This window comes from Synechococcus sp. PCC 7502 (assembly GCF_000317085.1).
GTDB lineage: Bacteria > Cyanobacteriota > Cyanobacteriia > Pseudanabaenales > Pseudanabaenaceae > PCC-7502.
The window spans coordinates 1,246,898-1,262,332 of record NC_019702.1 but is presented as its reverse complement, the minus strand read 5'-3'; the positions used below and the strand labels follow the sequence as shown (position 1 = coordinate 1,262,332).

Genomic DNA, 15,435 nt, shown 5'->3' with positions numbered 1-15,435 from the left:
TTGAAATCATAATTGAAGCACAGTTAATGGCTTAAAGCTGCATCCACTGCCTGTTGTTGATCACGGCGACTAATCCAACGGTGATAGGTTTGCGTATGAATAGCTATGGAATGTCCCATCATTTGAGCAGCGATCGCATCGGGAAGCCCATAATGAATAGTCCTAACTGCCCAAGCATGGCGGAGATTATAGGGAGAAAAGGGGATTTTATAGCGTTGAAATTGCCTTGTCACCTGCTGTCCGATTTTTTGCAAAGAGGTTTTAGTCAAATCTCGATTGAGGGGCGGCAAGTTCTCTGCTCTTAGATCAAACCGATCAATCCATTCTGGCGGAAATGCCCAAACCTCGTGGATGCCTGTTTTAGTTGATGCTTGGACTCTGACGGTAGCTTGTTGGTTGCGGAGTTGTTGAGAAAGGGTGCTGTAATCACAGAAAAAAACCTCATGATTTCTCAGTCCAAAGGTAGCCATGACTCCATAGACAAATTGCCACTGGGGATTAGGAATTAGGTGGTAGGACTGAAGAATAGTTTCGTCATCGGGTAGCTCTCTGGGTTTGAGGGATTTATAGCTATACTTGCCACTCAATTTTTGCAGATCGAAGGGTAGGGTTAGTCCCACAAATTTCGCAAGGCTTTTAAAAGTGGTACAGCAAATTTGCCTTGATCTGGTATCGGGGGTAGTAGATAAAATCGCTTGGTAGATCAGTTCGCTATCACTTAATACGGAATTATGCTGGGCGATCGCTCGCAATTTGGCTAAGTATGGAGCGTAGGCAGTTTGCCATGTGGTTTGGACTGAGGCGGGGTTTTTAGAACTTCTAGTTGTCCAAAAGTGTTGTTCAAATCTTGGTATAGCATCGATCAAAGAAGAGCCGTGGGAGTGAAAAGGGGAAAAGAATTCAGTGTGGTGCTGCCATTGAAAAGTACCTTGAATTAATTGAGCGCAGATCAGTTTTGTTTGCGTCACCGCCCGTTTTAGCCCCGCCAAGTTCGCAGTTTCATGGAGATTAAGTCGTTGTTGATGGGGACGAAGTCTGGCGCTATCTGGTTTAGGTGGAAGGATCCCTCTTAAATAAAGTTTTTCACCCCTCACTTCAATCTGTAAACCCACACCAGCCAGTTTGAAGTTATGGTTGGCTTGAATTAGATATTCTGCAAATTCCATTAATTTTATTAGTTTTTATTAACTGTAATGAATTTGAGCCTACCACCAGGCTGGTTTTTGCTTAGTACCATCAATAAAGGTGATGTTTTCGTCACCACTTAATTTGGGTCGGCGGGAACCATAGGTTTGGGCATCGGTTAAATCAGATTCAGTGAGGTTTGCCGTGGTTAAATCAGTTTCCATGAGGTTGGCTCTCCGCAGGTTAGCCTTCAAAAGTTCGGTATTTTGTAAACTCGCCCCCGTTAAATCTGCTCCTGTTAAGTCCGCTTCGGTAAAGTCAGCATCTTCTAAATCTGTCTGCCCTAGCTTCGCTCCTGCTAAATTTGCCCACCTAAAATCAGTGCCTCGTAGTTCTGCGTGCCTAAGATCAGCATTGGTTAAGTTAGCTTTACGCAAGTCTGCTCCACTTAGATCAGCATCTCGCAGGTTGGCACCACTGAGATTAGCAAACCGCAAATCTGCGCCGCTTAAATTCGTGAAATTTGATAGATTTGCGCCTTTCAGACTGCATCCAGTCATATTTGCTCCCCCCAGATCAGTACCACTCAGATCAATATGGCTGAGGTCTTTCGCACTAAAATCGGCGATCGCAAATTCTCTTTCTCCCTCTCTATAGCGTTTTACAAGTTCATCTTTTTCCATCTTTTTACTCTTTCATTTTGCTTTTCAATTGGGGTTGATTGTAAAGTGCTTTCAGAAGTTAGGTTTGGATGCTAAGTTTTAGCTGAGTTGTTAAGTTGCATCAAATTATACACCTAGATTTTGAACTAGATTTTCCAGAGAGATATTTCTACTGATTTTGCTCTAGGATAATCAAACATATACAGTGATTGATTATGCCCAAGTCCTTAGATCAAGTACAACCGGATATGGAGTTTTTGGCTCCAAGGATAAATAATTGGCTTTTACTAGGACTGCGATCGCTTTTACCCTATTGGCTACGTTATCAATGTAAAGTTGCAAAAATTGAGGTTTCTAACTTAGAGCAGTTAATTCAAACCACTACAGAATTTAAGGCAGGTAAAGTCAGGTATATTTTGGCATTTCGCCATCCTACTATCGATGATCAGTTTGCCATGTTTCATCTATTGGCATACGCGCTACCCCAAGCAACTTCGGGTATTAATAAAATTAAGAACTTTTCAGCCTACTATGTCTATGATCGCGGTATTCCTTTATGGGCGGGTGAAATTGTCGCTTATCTTTATCCTCGCACAGGGGGGATTCCCATCTATCGGGGGAAGCTCGATCGCCAAGGCTTGCAGACTATCCGTAAATTTTTTCTCGAAGGAGAATATCCGATCGCCATCTCGCCCGAAGGTGGTACCAATGGGCATAGTGAAATGGTATCTGCCCTTGAACCGGGGGTAGCCCAGATGGGATTTTGGGGTTGTGAAGATTTAGCCGCCGCAGGACGACAGGAACAGGTGGTGATTTTACCCGTGGGCATTCAGTATCAGTATTTAGGCAATCCGTGGGTCAAAATTGATCACCTTTTAACTCATTTAGAACAGGAATGTGGATTAGAGAAGCCGTCAATTCAATCCGAAGAGAGGTATTCAAGACTATACGCACTGGGTGAATATTTATTAGAATTTGTCCATAAGCACTATCAGCAGTTTTATCCAAGCTATCTTAGGCTAGATATTAAGCAGGAAAATAATCAAAGCTCGGAATCAGGAAATCCAGAATTTGGCGATCGCCTGCAAAAACTACTAGATCAAATTCTCGGTGTGGCTGAAGCTAACTTTGGGATTAAAAGCAAAGGTACAATCATAGACCGATCCAGAAGACTAGAGCAAGCGGGATGGGATCGAATTTTTCGCTCTGATCTTGATAGGCTTTCCGTTTTAGAGAAAGGATTTGCAAATCAACTGGCAAAGGAAGCGAATATGAGTCATTGGCATTTGAGAATGGCAGAAAGCTTAATGGCAATTACGGGAAACTATGTGCAATCCCATCCCAGCCCCACCAGATTTGCCGAGATATTACTCCTAATTTGGCGATCGCTTAGTCGGATTAAAAATCAACCCTTTGGTAAATTTCCCTACCTTGGCGATCGATCCTGTTATATATCCATAGGCGATCCCATTATTGTCAGTAATTACTTTCCTAAATATCAATCCAGTCGGGCAAATGCTAAAGAATGTGTGGCAACCGTAACCGCCGAACTCCAAACTGCCTTAGAGAAATTAATTCAACCTTCAAGTATCCAGAACTAAACCCGTAGAGACAAAAAATTAGAGATAGTCTTATTGGGTGAAAATAAGATGATTTAGAATTCTTAACCCGAAAGGGAGAAGTTGCATACTAAATTTTCAATGATTGCCTAAAAATTAGCTAACTTTTGAAATTTTACAAAACAAATAAAAAATATGTATAACTTTGAGACAAGTGAACTTGATGACGTTACATTTCTAGACTAAGAGGTTCAGAATGTCTATAAAACTAGATTCTGGTTTTGAAATTATTTATCTTAGTGACCTTAAATACAATGGAATGACTATTGAAATTCAATATAGAGCCTGTTTCATATCTCATGAGTAGCAATTCTTTTTAGCATCAAACGAATAAAGCAAAGATTGAGTTTAGCTGTAGCATTAACGAGAGTTCTCTCAAAGTTCTTAACTAAGATTTTGCATCTTTCAACCCAAGCATTTGACCTTTCAATTACCCACCTTGTCGGCACAACTACAAACCCAGACAGACCTTTTTCTGCCTTCTGTTGCTTTGATACCTTAGGAGAAATTTCAAACCTAATCTTAGTCATAATCTCAGGATAAACCTTCTGTAAATCAGTCGTCAATTTTTCGATATGATAACCACTATCCAGCAATATCGTAGTTAGGGTAATGTCATCTGGCTTCGATTTGAAGTAATCAATGTTAAACGTTAACATCTCAATCAGTCCTTGGTCATCTGATACATTTGCTCTTGTTAAATAGGTGAAAAAAGGAAATCCCAGTATGTCAACGGCTAAATGTCTTTTGATCCCGTTAGTTGCTTTGTAGGAGCAGAAGCCCTTGGATTCTATACTTGCATTACAAGTATTTTTCACTGCTTGTGAGTCAATGATGATTAAAGTTGTCCATTTTGATTTTTTTTGACTGTTCACGGGCTGTTGAATGCAAAGCTTCCATAATCGCAGTAAATGTACCTGTATCTTTCCACTCCTTGTAGTATCGATACACTGTAGAGAATGGTGGTAAGTCTCGGGGCATATCTCGCCAATTACAACCGTTTTTGAGTTGGTAGAGTATGCCGTCTAAAATTTGTCTTTTTGTCCATGTTGGCGGTCTAGTTTGCTTTTTCTTTGGGAGCAATGGTTCTATAATTTCCCATTCTTTATCTGTTAGGCTACTTGAGTATGGATTTAGCATTTTCTAAGTATCATACATCTTGCTCATAATAGATATGAAACAGGCTCTATATGGGACAACAGGTTGCACAAATCAATAAAGATAAAGGTATTGATGCAATGGAAATAGATATATATTCAGAATATATTATTCCAGATTTTTTGTCGGAATTGAAATTCCCTCTGAGTGATTTTTTGGAAGCAATAAATATAGCTGGTGCAGCTTTAAGAGATGCTTAAATAACTTCATAGTTATAGTCTAGTTTTACAGCAAATTTTGATCAGTTGTGATACAGCTAAAATGCTAAAAGCAAGGCGGGGCTTCGCCCTGCGACCCTTTTTTTGTGGCGGGTTTGATACAAAACTGCTGTAACTAGGGTGATAGTTTTCTGACTATTTCTTCTAATGGTCTTACTGATGTACTCAAGGAGTCTAGGGATTTGACCTACTGTATTACTTGATAATTGCTAGCATAGCATGAGTCATTTATGGCTTTAATCACTTTGTAGACTTCATTTTCCAATTAGTTTATTCCCAATTATGCAAAATGCTCCAAAGACCAATTTATCTCGATCATCACTCCACCACTCCCGTTGATCCCCGTGTATTGGAGGCAATGTTGCCCTACTTTACTGAATATTTTGGCAATCCTGCCAGCACTACACATATCTATGGCTGGGAGGCAGAAGGGGCAGTTAAGCAGGCACGGGAAATTCTAGCAGAGGCTATTGGCGCAAGTCCTGAAGAAATTATTTTTACCAGTGGAGCCACCGAGGCAAATAATTTGGCAATTAAAGGTGTGGCAGAGGCATATTTAAGTAAGGGCAGGCATTTAATCACCCTGGCAACCGAGCATAATGCCATTCTCGATCCCTGTAAATATTTAGAATCATTGGTGTTTGATGTAACTTACTTACCCGTAGAAACAGATGGCATAGTAGATTTAAGTCTTCTAGAGCAAGCTATTCGCCCTGATACAGTTTTGGTCTCGATCATGGCAGCAAATAATGAAATTGGTGTAATTCAACCCCTAGAGAAAATTGGTGAAATTTGCAAATCCCATCAGGTCTTATTTCATACCGATGCAGCACAGGCGATCGCCAAGATAGATATAAATGTCCAAACCATGAATATTGATTTAATGTCAATCACTGGGCATAAAGTCTATGCACCCAAAGGCATTGGAGCTTTATATGTCAGGAGAAAAAATCCTAGGGTAAATATTGCGCCTCAACTCCATGGCGGTGGACATGAACGGGGCATGAGATCAGGTACTCTTTATACACCCCAAATTGTGGGTTTAGGAAAAGCAGTGGCGATCGCCCTAGAATCTTTAACTACAGAGCAAAAATTTATAGAATCCTTGCGGGATCAACTGTGGCAAAAAATTAGTTGCCTAGACGGAATTTATTTGAATGGTCATCCGACTCAACGCCTAGCAGGAAATCTGAATGTTAGTGTAAGCGGGGTTGATGGTAATGCCTTATTACTGGGATTACAGCCAATCATGGCAGTATCTTCCGGTTCCGCTTGCTCTTCGGCGAAAAAATCCCCTTCCCATGTTTTGACTGCTTTAGGGCGATCGGAAGCTTTAGCTTATGCTTCTATCCGTTTTGGCATTGGGCGGTTTAATACGGCATCTGAAATTAGCCAAGTTGTTCAGCATTTTATGGCTACGGTTAAAGCTTTGAGACAACCCATTCAATAAGTGGTAGTGATCAAGAGGGCATGATAGATAAAAAAAGGGGTAAAACAAAACAGAAGTAACTATGGAAGTAAAATGTCCTTACTGTGAAAGTGACCAGATAGTTAAGAATGGCATAACCCGTCACAAAAAACAAAACTACAAATGTAAAAAGTGTAATCGTCAATTTGTGATTAATCCCAAAAACCAGCCAATAGCTGAATCCACAATTAAATTAGTCGATAATCTGCTGCTAGAACGTATATCCATGCGAGGGATTAAGCGTGTTGCCAAGGTGTCATTACAGTGGTTACAGAGTTATGTAAATGGTAAGTCTATAAGTGTAGAACCGCAAGTTAAGGTAATCCCTAAAAAAAAGCACGCCTGACCATTGAATGCGATGAACTATGGTCATTTGTAGGGGATAAAAAATGTAAGGTATGGATTTGGTTAGCAATTGACCGAAATACTAGAGAAATTGTTGGAGTGTTTGTTGGTAGTCGAGACCAAGAAACAGCCTTGGGGTTATGGCAATCTTTACCAACCGTTTATCGACAATGTGCTATTTGTTATAGAGCCTGTTTCATATCTATTATGAGCAAGATGTATGATGCTTAGAAAATGCTAAATCCATACTCAAGTAGCCTAATACCAAATCGTTAAATACGAGCTACAGATAAAGCCTCTAAAATATAATCCCACCCAACAATCGAAGCAATTACCTCCTGAGTCATAACTTCTAACCTTTCCCGCATTAATGCACGCAACTGGTCAAGATCTTTTGGCAGTTTCCACCTCAACCCTAATTTGAAATGCTGCCACACTCTTTCAATGGGATTAGTCTCAGGTGCATGGGCAGGCTGAAATAGCAAAATAATATTTTTAGGAATCTTTAACCGTTTTGCTCTGTGTGCTCCTGCTTGATCCACTTGCATAACGATGATGTCACCTTGAAAATATGCGCTTACTAAGTTCAGAAATACTTGGAAGCATTCACTATTAAGGTGAGTAAATTCATAGAAAAAGCTTTCCCCTGTTGATGGTTCTACAATTCGATAGAGGTAAGTTGCCTTAAACTGCCACTGAACTTTACCTTTGGGTTTGACTCCTCTTGCTGTGATCTTCCTTCCACTAATTGTCTTTAACCCAATTCGTGTTTCATCTTGACAAAAGAATCTCACTTTGCCATTTAGTCCGATTATATTAATGCCGAACCAAGCAATCATGCTTATAATACTGGCAAGGTTTTTTTATATGCTTCTACTTGCTCTTCTGACTTTCCTGCGCTGACTGGACGTGTCACTTTCGGTCTGGCTTTCAGCCGATATCGGACTAGATGATGCACAGTTTTATAGTTTGATTTGATTCCTAATTGGTTCTCTAACCATTGGCAGATCTGCCCATAACTTTCAAAGCCTTCTGCTTCTTCCAGCTTTTTTATCAATGCTTTCTGCGCCCATTGTGGAATACTCTGTTTTCGCCCTGTTCTAGGTTTATGTCCTAATAGTCCTACTATTCCCCCTTTGCGATAATTCCCTAACCAATCTTGCAATGTAACTCGATGCCGTCCCAGTATTGTCGATGCTGTCTGGATTGTGCTTGCTTGTTTTGTTTTTAACAGATACAGCATCTGAATTCTTTCTTTATCTGATGCGGTCTTTTGCACTCTCAGCATATGTTTTAGCTCTTCTTCACTTTCGCTGATCTCTAATTTGTATAGAGCCTGTTTCATATCTATTATGAGCAAGATGTATGATACTTAGAAAATGCTAAATCCATACTCAAGTAGCCTAACAGATAAAGAATGGGAAATTATAGAACCATTGCTCCCAAAGAAAAAGCAAACTAGACCGCCAACTTGGACAAAAAGACAAATTTTAGACGGCATACTCTACCAACTCAAAAACGGTTGTAATTGGCGAGATATGCCCCGAGACTTACCACCATTCTCTACAGTGTATCGATACTACAAGGAGTGGAAAGATACAGGTACATTTACTGCGATTATGGAAGCTTTGCATGCAACAGCCCGTGAACAGTCAAAAAAAATCAAAATGGACAACTTTAATCATCATTGACTCACAAGCAGTGAAAAATACCTGTAATGCAAGTATAGAATCCAAGGGCTTCTGCTCCTACAAAGCAACTAACGGGATCAAAAGACATTTAGCCGTTGACACTCTGGGTATTTAACAAGAGCAAATGTATCAGATGACCAAGGACTGATTGAGATGTTAACGTTTAACATTGATTACTTCAAATCGAAGCCAGATGACATTACCCTAACTACGATATTGCTGGATAGTGGTTATCATATCGAAAAATTGACGACTGATTTACAGAAGGTTTATCCTGAGATTATGACTAAGATTAGGTTTGAAATTTCTCCTAAGGTATCAAAGCAAAAGCAGGCAGAAAAAGGTCTGTCTGGGTTTGTAGTTGTGCCGACAAGGTGGGTAATTGGGTTGAAAGATGCAAAATCTTAGTTAAGAACTTTGAGAGAACTCTTTTTAATCCTACAGCTAAACTCAATCTTTGCTTTATTCGCTTGATGCTAAAAAGAATTGCTACTCATGAGATATGAAACAGGCTCTATAGGACTTACGCAAAAGAGGAAATGAGTTAAAAAGGAAGAATGATTTGAGGGAGAGCAATGTCAAAAAAGTTTACTACCCTAGATTATTGTCAGTACTTGCTAAGTAGTCAGATAAACTACACAATCACGAATTTAGCAGAACATATAGAAGGACATAGCCATGACAAGATCAACCGATATTTGGCATCCCAGAGATTAACACCGAGATTACTATGGCAGAATGTGAAATTAACAATTGTGTCAGACGAAGCCGAGTATATGTACATACTGTTTGACGACACAGTATTAGATAAACGTCATGCCAAGCAGATTGAGATGGCACAAAGAGAATACAGTGGCAACGCACATGGAATCAGACTGGTAAACTGTGTGTATGTAAATGTCAAACGGCAAGAATTTTGGGTAGTAGACTATCGGGTTTATGACCCAAATGGTGATGGCAAGAGTAAATTAGATCATGTGTCCGATATGCTTAAAGGGTTGATCAATATCAAACAATTACCATTTCAGACGGTGCTGATGGATAGTTGGTATGCTACACAACGGTTGATGGCAGAAATTGATAATATCGGTAAAATTTATTACTGTCCACTAAAATCGAACCGTCTGGTCGATGATTCTGGTGGAGTGGAAAAATATAAACGGATTGACCAATTGGATTGGTCTGAACAGGAACTGTTGCAGGGAAAATTGGTCAAAATCAATAAATTCCCCAAAGATAAGAAGGGGAACCTATTCTGGGTCACTGTTTCTCCAAGCAGGACAGAATTTGTCGTGACCAACGACTTAACTCAAGACTACACCCCTGAAGTACTAGCTATTTGCGACCTCAGGTGGAAGATTGAGGAATTTCATCATGAATTCAAACAATTGACTGGTGTTGAGGCTTGCCAATGCCGTAAGTCCAGAATTCAACGTAATCATATTGCTTGTGCCATGCTGGTATGGAATCAGCTCAAGCGTTTAGCTTTTCATGTTGGTAAAGCTATCCATCAACTTATGTTTGTAATTATTTAAAATCTCAACTCATAAATCCTTCTATTCCTATGAATCTTGCCTAAGTCCTATTAAGGCTAATTCGTTGTTGAGTCCATTTATCTTGTTTGCTTTTGGGCTTGGGTGGCAAAATTGTTCTCAAAGCAAAGCGGTCTCCGCGACGCTCAATTGTAATTCGCAAAGCTCTAAGTCTAAGATTTGCCTCATTTATTGATTTATATATACGCTCATAATGGCGCAACATGGTGTCAACTATTAACTCTGTGCCTATTTTTTGGACTAGATTCTGGACTAATTTTGGTTGATTTGGTCTAATTAACCATGATCGTGTCTATAAAGTAAAAACCCTCAAGGCTCATATATAGCAAGCGATTGAAGGCAAAGATAGAGTATATGCGGAACGGGGGACTTGAACCCCCAAGCCTTGCGGCACATGTACCTGAAACATGCGCGTCTACCAATTCCGCCAGATCCGCAGGTGCAAACTTAGTTGCGATCTATAAATATCCTTTAACTAGTAAGTAATGTCAATGGGGTTAAAATTCTAAATTCTTTAAACATGCTTAATAGTCAAGAATTTGAACCATTTTTAAGATATGATCAGAATCTACACTACTACTCTAGGAATACCGATATATGACACTTCGTTTAGGTGATGTTGTCCCAGACTTTACTCAAGACTCTACTGATGGCGTAATTAACTTCCATGAGTGGATCGGTGATCAGTGGGCAATTTTATTTTCACACCCTAAGGACTTTACTCCCGTTTGCACAACTGAATTAGGAGAAGTTGCTAGACTTAAGCCAGAATTTGATGCTCGTAATGTTAAGGCGATCGCTCTCAGTGTTGACGACATAGAATCTCATAAAGGATGGGTTGGTGACATTGAAGAAACCCAAGGTTCAAAACTGAACTTTCCAATTTTGGCTGATCCCGATCGCAAGGTATCTGACCTGTATGACATGATTCACCCCAATGCTAATAATACTTTGACCGTTAGATCAGTGTTTATTATTGACCCCAACAAAAAACTACGCTTGACTTTAACCTATCCCGCCAGTACTGGACGGAACTTTGCCGAAATTCTGCGAGTAATTGATTCTTTACAGCTAACAGATGACTATAGCGTGGCTACTCCTGTAAATTGGACAGATGGTGGTGATTGCGTAATTGTGCCTTCAATTCAAGACCCTGAAGAAATTAAAGCTAAATTCCCTAAAGGTTATACGGCTTTGAAACCTTATTTACGCATGACTCCTCAGCCTAACAAATAAATTTTGGAATAGTTTAAATATAAACATGGGGGTATGAAGGCATACCCTTTTTTGCGAGGATTTTTAAGCCTTCACTGCTCTTGCATCTGCCATAGATTTGACAAAATCAGCAAATAAATAATCGGCATCGTGGGGACCTGGACTGGCTTCAGGGTGATACTGCACGGAAAAAATTGGTAGGGTTTTATGCTTTAATCCAGCTACGGTACGATCATTAAGATTAATATGAGTAATTTCAGCTTCAGAATCGGCTAAAGAGTCTCCATTGAGAGCAAATCCATGATTTTGACTGGTAATTTCCACACGGCGATCGCTAGACTCCAATTGATTTTGAGCAGGTTGATTCAAGCCTCGATGTCCAAATTTTAGCTTGAAAGCATCTCCACCCAAGGATAACCCCAAAATTTGATGCCCTAGACAAATCCCAAAAATTGGCTTATTTAATCCTAGCAGGGCTTTAGCAGTTTCAATGCCACCAGTTACCGCAGAGGGATCGCCAGGTCCATTGGATAGGAAAATACCATCGGGATTAAACTCTAAAATTTTCTCCACGGGGGTATCGGCGGGAACAACTATGACACGGCAACCATAGCTGACTAAACGGCGCAGGATATTACGTTTTACCCCAAAGTCGATCGCTACCACAGTTAAGGGTGCAGTTAAAGGGTCAGAAGGCTCGATAAATTCCCAAGCAGTTGGTGTTGCCTCTTTCCATTCATAGATTCTAGGCGTTGTCACAGTTTGTGCTAAATTTAAGCCTTGCATTGATGGAGCAGCTTTGACCTGAGCTAGTAATATTTCTGGGTCTAAAATTTCTGTGGAAATGCCACCATTCATAGCCCCTAGCGATCGCAGTTTTCGAGTTAAAGCACGGGTATCAATACCTCCAATCGCTACAACGTCATGTGCCTTTAAGTAATCATGCAGAGACTGACGGGAACGCCAATTGCTAGGGGTATAAGTAATATTGCGGGCGATCGCGCCTTTGACTTGAGGATGATCGGATTCTTCGTCATCTAAATTTATGCCAGTATTACCGAGTTCGGGATAGGTGAAAGTAACAATTTGCCCCGCATAACTAGGATCGGTGAGGACTTCTTGATAACCTGTCATGCCAGTATTAAAGACTACTTCTCCAATGGCTGTACCTGTTGCTCCAAAGGCAAAACCCTTGTAAATGCTGCCATCGGCTAAAACTAGAATTGCAGACTGTTTGTTCATGCTACTTAATCCTTGAAGAATTCTTGAAAATCTTAAAAAAAATCTTGGAAATATATGTCATTAGACTGCTAAATTGTACCGTCAATTGGAGTTTCTACAAGTTTGTAGTAAGCAAAATGGTAAGCGAATTCGTAAATTTACATTCTAAATTTGGAATTTGTTAGGAGAGTATAAATCTCCTACTCGTCTTGATTTAATACTCAATGTTTCTATGTATTTGTTAAGTTGGAGCCTATTTCTATCAACTCTGGGCTTAATCATTTTGCGCTTAAGGCAAAACTATACTTTAATGCGATTAGAGCTAGCTTATCTCAACTTCAAAAATCCTCTCTCCCTTCTGCATAACAGCAGTAAAATAATTAAGAATCTGTTTACGCAGATCGTTAATAACTTTAGGTTCAGTTGGTTCATCCTCATCTCTGTCATTTGGTAAATATTTTGCTTGGATTTGACATTTCCCAATCTCTTGAAGATGATAGGCTGCCCAAAATACAGACCAAAAATACAAAAAAGTAAAGAAAATCAGGGAAAATTTAAAAAAATCTAATTCGACTTTTGCGATCGCAGCTACTATGGGCTTCTAGTACGTTTTTAGTGATCGAGCGATCCAGCATTTTTTTATGACAAATCGGGGACAGCAGTTAAATTTTTTGACATCACCAGAACCATCGGCAGGTCGGGTAATCAGCGTTTCTTTGCATACAGAAATGCAGCAGTCCTACTTAGAATATGCCATGAGCGTCATTGTGGGTCGTGCCTTACCTGATGTGCGGGATGGCTTAAAACCTGTCCATCGTCGGATTATTTTTGCGATGCACGAACTTGGTCTAGTACCCGAACGTCCCTATCGGAAATCTGCCCGTGTGGTTGGTGATGTATTAGGTAAATATCATCCTCACGGCGATCAGTCGGTCTATGATGCCCTAGTGCGCTTAGTACAGGATTTTTCCAGCCGCTATCCCCTTTTGGGGGGGCATGGCAATTTTGGTTCCGTAGATAATGATCCTGCGGCGGCTATGCGCTATACCGAGTGTCGATTAGCTCCCATTGGCAATGAAGTGTTACTCAGTGATATTAATGAGGCTGTCATTGATTTTGCCCCCAACTTTGACGGTTCCCAAATGGAGCCAACGGTTTTACCCGCTCAGTTACCCATGCTCTTATTAAATGGAGCTTCGGGGATTGCCGTAGGGATGGCAACTAATATTCCACCCCATAATTTAGCGGAAGTGGTAGATGGCATGATTGCCCTAATCGATCGCCCCGATCTAGAGGATGAAAAACTGTTCGAGTTAATTCCTGCGCCAGATTTTCCCACGGGTGGCATTATTGTCGAAAATACTGGAGTTCGAGAGCTTTATAGCACAGGGCGAGGCAGCATTACCGTGCGGGGAGTGCATAGTTTAGAGACAGTTATTGGTAAAAATAAGCGATCGCGCCAAGCCATAATAGTTACAGAGTTACCATTTCAGGTGAATAAATCAGCATGGATTGAGAAAATTGCCGAACTAGTCAATCACGGCAAAATCGAAGGTATTGATGATCTAAGGGATGAAAGTGATCGCACGGGAATGCGGGTGGTACTGGAATTAAAAAAAGATGTCACTGCCGATGGAGTTTTAGAGCAGTTATATCGCCAAACCGCTTTGCAATCAAACTTTGGCGGTAGTATGTTGGCTCTATGTGGTTCTATGCCTAAGCAGCTAACTTTACGGCAACTTTTAGAAGAATTTTTAGCTTTTCGGGAGGAAACCCTAACTCGTCGCTATCGCCATGAATTGCAAGAAGCACAGTCAAGATTACATTTAGTCGAAGGCTTAGTTAGTGCCATTGAAAATTTAGATGCTCTAATTAGTCTACTGAGGTTTGCTGCCACCAATGCGATCGCTAAAACCGAATTACAAGCACAATTTAATTTCTCTGTAGTTCAGGCAGAGGCAATTTTATCTATGCCCTTACGCAGAATCACAGCAATGGAGCAATCGGGATTACAAGCGGAAATGACTGAACTAAAAACCCAAATTGCCAGTTTAGAAGTTTACTTGGGCGATCGCCGTGAACTCCTCAAAAATATTAAAAAAGAACTACGCCAACTCAAGAAAAAACATGGTGATAATCGCCGTACTCGCCTTTTGAGTTTAAGTAATGGGATCAGTAATGGTCAGATTTCTCCAGCTAATCCCGATCCTAAACTTCCAGAAATTACTCCAGTTGAACCTCCACAACCAGCATTAATCCAACTAACGCAAAAAGGCTACATTAAGCGTTTAGAGCCAAAAAGTAAGAATGGTAGTTCAAGTGCTAATTCTTCTGCTGATGACATCGTAATTGCCGACTACCATACCAGTACCGATCAAGATTTAATTGTTTTAACCAATAGTGGTAAAGCTTTCCCCGTGGCGATCGCCGATATTCCTAAAGGTAAACCCAAAGGTACGCCATTAATTAGACTTTTACCAGACTCTGCTGAACCAGTAGTATCTCATTTTGTTTGGGATCGCCAGCCCGAAGCCAGTATAGTTTTAGTCACAGCCGAAGCAAAAATTAAACGTCTATCCCTATCTGAATTAGGGGGAATTAGTAGCAGGGGCTTAATCACGATCAAACTGGGAGAACAGGATCAACTATTTTGGGGAGGAATTGTCAGCCTCGATCAACAAATTGCGGTCGCTACTTCCACGGGTAGAATTTTAAGAATGAATACCGATGAATCTCAAGTCTCAATCCTAGGGCGATCGGCAATGGGAACAATGGCACTACGTCTAAGAAACTCAGAAACCCTAATTGGAGTAATACCCTTGGCAACAGATTTAGAATTATTACTAATTACCGCCCAAGGTTATGCCAAACGCCTAAAAGCCCAAGATATTCGGCTGTCATCACGGGCAAGTATTGGCTCTCAGTCAATTATGTTTAAGAATAAAGAAGATTCATTAGCGGCGATCGCTCCGATTTTGCCAAATCAGGCACATATTCATTTAGGTATTAGTAGAGACGATCATCAATCTAAAATTGGAGAGAAAATTGTGGAACTCGAATTAGTGAGAATTCCCCTAGAGCCTTGTAATAGTTCAGGTTTAAAGATTCCAGAGCTAGAGATTAGCCGACTACATTCTGTAAAAATCTATAATTAGCACTT

Annotated in this window: 15 protein-coding genes, 1 tRNA gene and 2 pseudogenes; 10 read left to right on the top strand and 8 right to left on the bottom strand. The window is 40.4% G+C overall.

Annotated features, from left to right (window positions below):
- Nucleotides 1-23: 23 nt before the first annotated feature.
- Both SYN7502_RS06105 and SYN7502_RS06100 read right to left on the bottom strand, forming a co-directional pair.
- On the bottom strand, nucleotides 24-1,166 hold the full coding sequence (locus tag SYN7502_RS06105; protein WP_015167997.1) for a site-specific integrase: 1,143 nt from the start codon (nucleotides 1,164-1,166) through the stop codon (nucleotides 24-26).
- A 39-nt stretch (nucleotides 1,167-1,205) separates the two neighbouring features.
- Complete coding sequence (locus SYN7502_RS06100) at nucleotides 1,206-1,808, bottom strand: pentapeptide repeat-containing protein (protein WP_015167996.1); 603 nt, start codon at nucleotides 1,806-1,808, stop codon at nucleotides 1,206-1,208.
- Nucleotides 1,809-2,002: 194 nt separating this feature from the next.
- Here SYN7502_RS06100 and SYN7502_RS06095 point away from each other — a divergent pair, with 194 nt between their 5' ends.
- The gene (locus SYN7502_RS06095) at nucleotides 2,003-3,388 is read left to right on the top strand and encodes a lysophospholipid acyltransferase family protein (RefSeq protein ID WP_015167995.1); all 1,386 of its coding nucleotides are present in this window, start codon (nucleotides 2,003-2,005) and stop codon (nucleotides 3,386-3,388) included.
- Nucleotides 3,389-3,696: 308 nt separating this feature from the next.
- Here SYN7502_RS06095 and SYN7502_RS06090 read toward each other — a convergent pair whose 3' ends face one another.
- Both SYN7502_RS06090 and SYN7502_RS06085 read right to left on the bottom strand, forming a co-directional pair.
- Complete coding sequence (locus SYN7502_RS06090; RefSeq protein WP_371257780.1) at nucleotides 3,697-4,281, bottom strand: transposase; 585 nt, start codon at nucleotides 4,279-4,281, stop codon at nucleotides 3,697-3,699.
- Nucleotides 4,235-4,546 (bottom strand): transposase, encoded by a 312-nt coding sequence (locus tag SYN7502_RS06085; protein ID WP_015168135.1) that lies wholly within the window; start codon nucleotides 4,544-4,546, stop codon nucleotides 4,235-4,237. Before SYN7502_RS06085 ends, SYN7502_RS06090 begins: the two co-directional genes overlap by 47 nt.
- A 50-nt stretch (nucleotides 4,547-4,596) precedes the next feature.
- Here SYN7502_RS06085 and SYN7502_RS20130 point away from each other — a divergent pair, with 50 nt between their 5' ends.
- The 3 genes and pseudogenes from SYN7502_RS20130 to SYN7502_RS20920 all read left to right on the top strand — a co-directional run.
- Nucleotides 4,597-4,764 carry a hypothetical protein gene (locus tag SYN7502_RS20130; protein WP_015167993.1) on the top strand — a complete coding sequence of 56 codons (168 nt, stop codon included), beginning with the start codon at nucleotides 4,597-4,599 and terminating at the stop codon, nucleotides 4,762-4,764.
- A 307-nt stretch (nucleotides 4,765-5,071) separates the two neighbouring features.
- Nucleotides 5,072-6,232, top strand: coding sequence for a cysteine desulfurase family protein (locus tag SYN7502_RS06080; protein ID WP_015167992.1), 1,161 nt, complete (start codon nucleotides 5,072-5,074; stop codon nucleotides 6,230-6,232).
- 61 nt (nucleotides 6,233-6,293) lie between these two features.
- Nucleotides 6,294-6,781, top strand: a pseudogene (locus tag SYN7502_RS20920) (IS1 family transposase); the annotation flags it as partial.
- 86 nt (nucleotides 6,782-6,867) lie between these two features.
- Here SYN7502_RS20920 and SYN7502_RS20475 read toward each other — a convergent pair.
- A complete protein-coding gene (locus SYN7502_RS20475; RefSeq protein ID WP_015167904.1) occupies nucleotides 6,868-7,434 on the bottom strand; it encodes an IS630 family transposase in 567 nt (188 codons plus the stop codon).
- 2 nt (nucleotides 7,435-7,436) lie between these two features.
- Entirely contained in the window at nucleotides 7,437-7,940 is a 504-nt protein-coding gene (locus SYN7502_RS20470) for a helix-turn-helix domain-containing protein (RefSeq protein WP_015167991.1), read from the bottom strand.
- A 34-nt stretch (nucleotides 7,941-7,974) separates the two neighbouring features.
- On the opposite strand from SYN7502_RS20470, the gene SYN7502_RS19615 reads away from it, so the two are divergent.
- The 4 genes and pseudogenes from SYN7502_RS19615 (at nucleotide 7,975) to SYN7502_RS06050 (ending at nucleotide 9,865) form a co-directional block, all read left to right on the top strand.
- Entirely contained in the window at nucleotides 7,975-8,286 is a 312-nt protein-coding gene (locus SYN7502_RS19615) for a transposase (protein ID WP_015168729.1), read from the top strand.
- On the top strand, nucleotides 8,240-8,401 hold the full coding sequence (locus tag SYN7502_RS21330) for a hypothetical protein (RefSeq protein ID WP_246828903.1): 162 nt from the start codon (nucleotides 8,240-8,242) through the stop codon (nucleotides 8,399-8,401). Before SYN7502_RS19615 ends, SYN7502_RS21330 begins: the two co-directional genes overlap by 47 nt.
- Before the next feature lie 38 nt (nucleotides 8,402-8,439).
- Entirely contained in the window at nucleotides 8,440-8,694 is a 255-nt protein-coding gene (locus SYN7502_RS21325; RefSeq protein WP_371257805.1) for a hypothetical protein, read from the top strand.
- 167 nt (nucleotides 8,695-8,861) lie between these two features.
- Nucleotides 8,862-9,865, top strand: a pseudogene (locus tag SYN7502_RS06050) (IS701 family transposase).
- 329 nt (nucleotides 9,866-10,194) lie between these two features.
- On the opposite strand, the gene SYN7502_RS06045 reads toward SYN7502_RS06050, so the two are convergent.
- A tRNA-Leu gene (locus SYN7502_RS06045) sits at nucleotides 10,195-10,276 on the bottom strand.
- Nucleotides 10,277-10,436: 160 nt separating this feature from the next.
- On the opposite strand from SYN7502_RS06045, the gene SYN7502_RS06040 reads away from it, so the two are divergent.
- A complete protein-coding gene (locus SYN7502_RS06040; protein WP_015167988.1) occupies nucleotides 10,437-11,075 on the top strand; it encodes a peroxiredoxin in 639 nt (212 codons plus the stop codon).
- Between the two features lie 63 nt (nucleotides 11,076-11,138).
- Here the strand turns inward: SYN7502_RS06040 and carA are convergent, their stop codons facing one another.
- Entirely contained in the window at nucleotides 11,139-12,296 is a 1,158-nt protein-coding gene (carA, locus tag SYN7502_RS06035) for a glutamine-hydrolyzing carbamoyl-phosphate synthase small subunit (protein ID WP_015167987.1), read from the bottom strand.
- 620 nt (nucleotides 12,297-12,916) lie between these two features.
- Here carA and SYN7502_RS06025 point away from each other — a divergent pair.
- Nucleotides 12,917-15,430, top strand: a complete 2,514-nt coding sequence (locus SYN7502_RS06025; RefSeq protein WP_015167985.1) for a DNA gyrase/topoisomerase IV subunit A — start codon at nucleotides 12,917-12,919, stop codon at nucleotides 15,428-15,430.
- Nucleotides 15,431-15,435: the final 5 nt, after the last annotated feature.

Bases quoted from the DNA above. Each gene is read 5' to 3' on its own strand.
- SYN7502_RS06100 (WP_015167996.1), bottom strand. From the start codon at position 1,808: ATGGAAAAAGATGAACTTGTAAAACGCTATAGAGAGGGAGAAAGAGAA.
- SYN7502_RS06105 (WP_015167997.1), bottom strand. From the start codon at position 1,166: ATGGAATTTGCAGAATATCTAATTCAAGCCAACCATAACTTCAAACTG.
- SYN7502_RS21325 (WP_371257805.1), top strand. From the start codon at position 8,440: ATGTTAACGTTTAACATTGATTACTTCAAATCGAAGCCAGATGACATT.
- SYN7502_RS06085 (WP_015168135.1), bottom strand. From the start codon at position 4,546: ATGCTAAATCCATACTCAAGTAGCCTAACAGATAAAGAATGGGAAATT.
- SYN7502_RS19615 (WP_015168729.1), top strand. From the start codon at position 7,975: ATGCTAAATCCATACTCAAGTAGCCTAACAGATAAAGAATGGGAAATT.
- SYN7502_RS20470 (WP_015167991.1), bottom strand. From the start codon at position 7,940: ATGAAACAGGCTCTATACAAATTAGAGATCAGCGAAAGTGAAGAAGAG.
- SYN7502_RS06025 (WP_015167985.1), top strand. From the start codon at position 12,917: ATGACAAATCGGGGACAGCAGTTAAATTTTTTGACATCACCAGAACCA.
- SYN7502_RS06040 (WP_015167988.1), top strand. From the start codon at position 10,437: ATGACACTTCGTTTAGGTGATGTTGTCCCAGACTTTACTCAAGACTCT.
- SYN7502_RS06095 (WP_015167995.1), top strand. From the start codon at position 2,003: ATGCCCAAGTCCTTAGATCAAGTACAACCGGATATGGAGTTTTTGGCT.
- SYN7502_RS20475 (WP_015167904.1), bottom strand. From the start codon at position 7,434: ATGATTGCTTGGTTCGGCATTAATATAATCGGACTAAATGGCAAAGTG.
- carA (WP_015167987.1), bottom strand. From the start codon at position 12,296: ATGAACAAACAGTCTGCAATTCTAGTTTTAGCCGATGGCAGCATTTAC.
- SYN7502_RS06080 (WP_015167992.1), top strand. From the start codon at position 5,072: ATGCTCCAAAGACCAATTTATCTCGATCATCACTCCACCACTCCCGTT.
- SYN7502_RS20130 (WP_015167993.1), top strand. From the start codon at position 4,597: ATGGGACAACAGGTTGCACAAATCAATAAAGATAAAGGTATTGATGCA.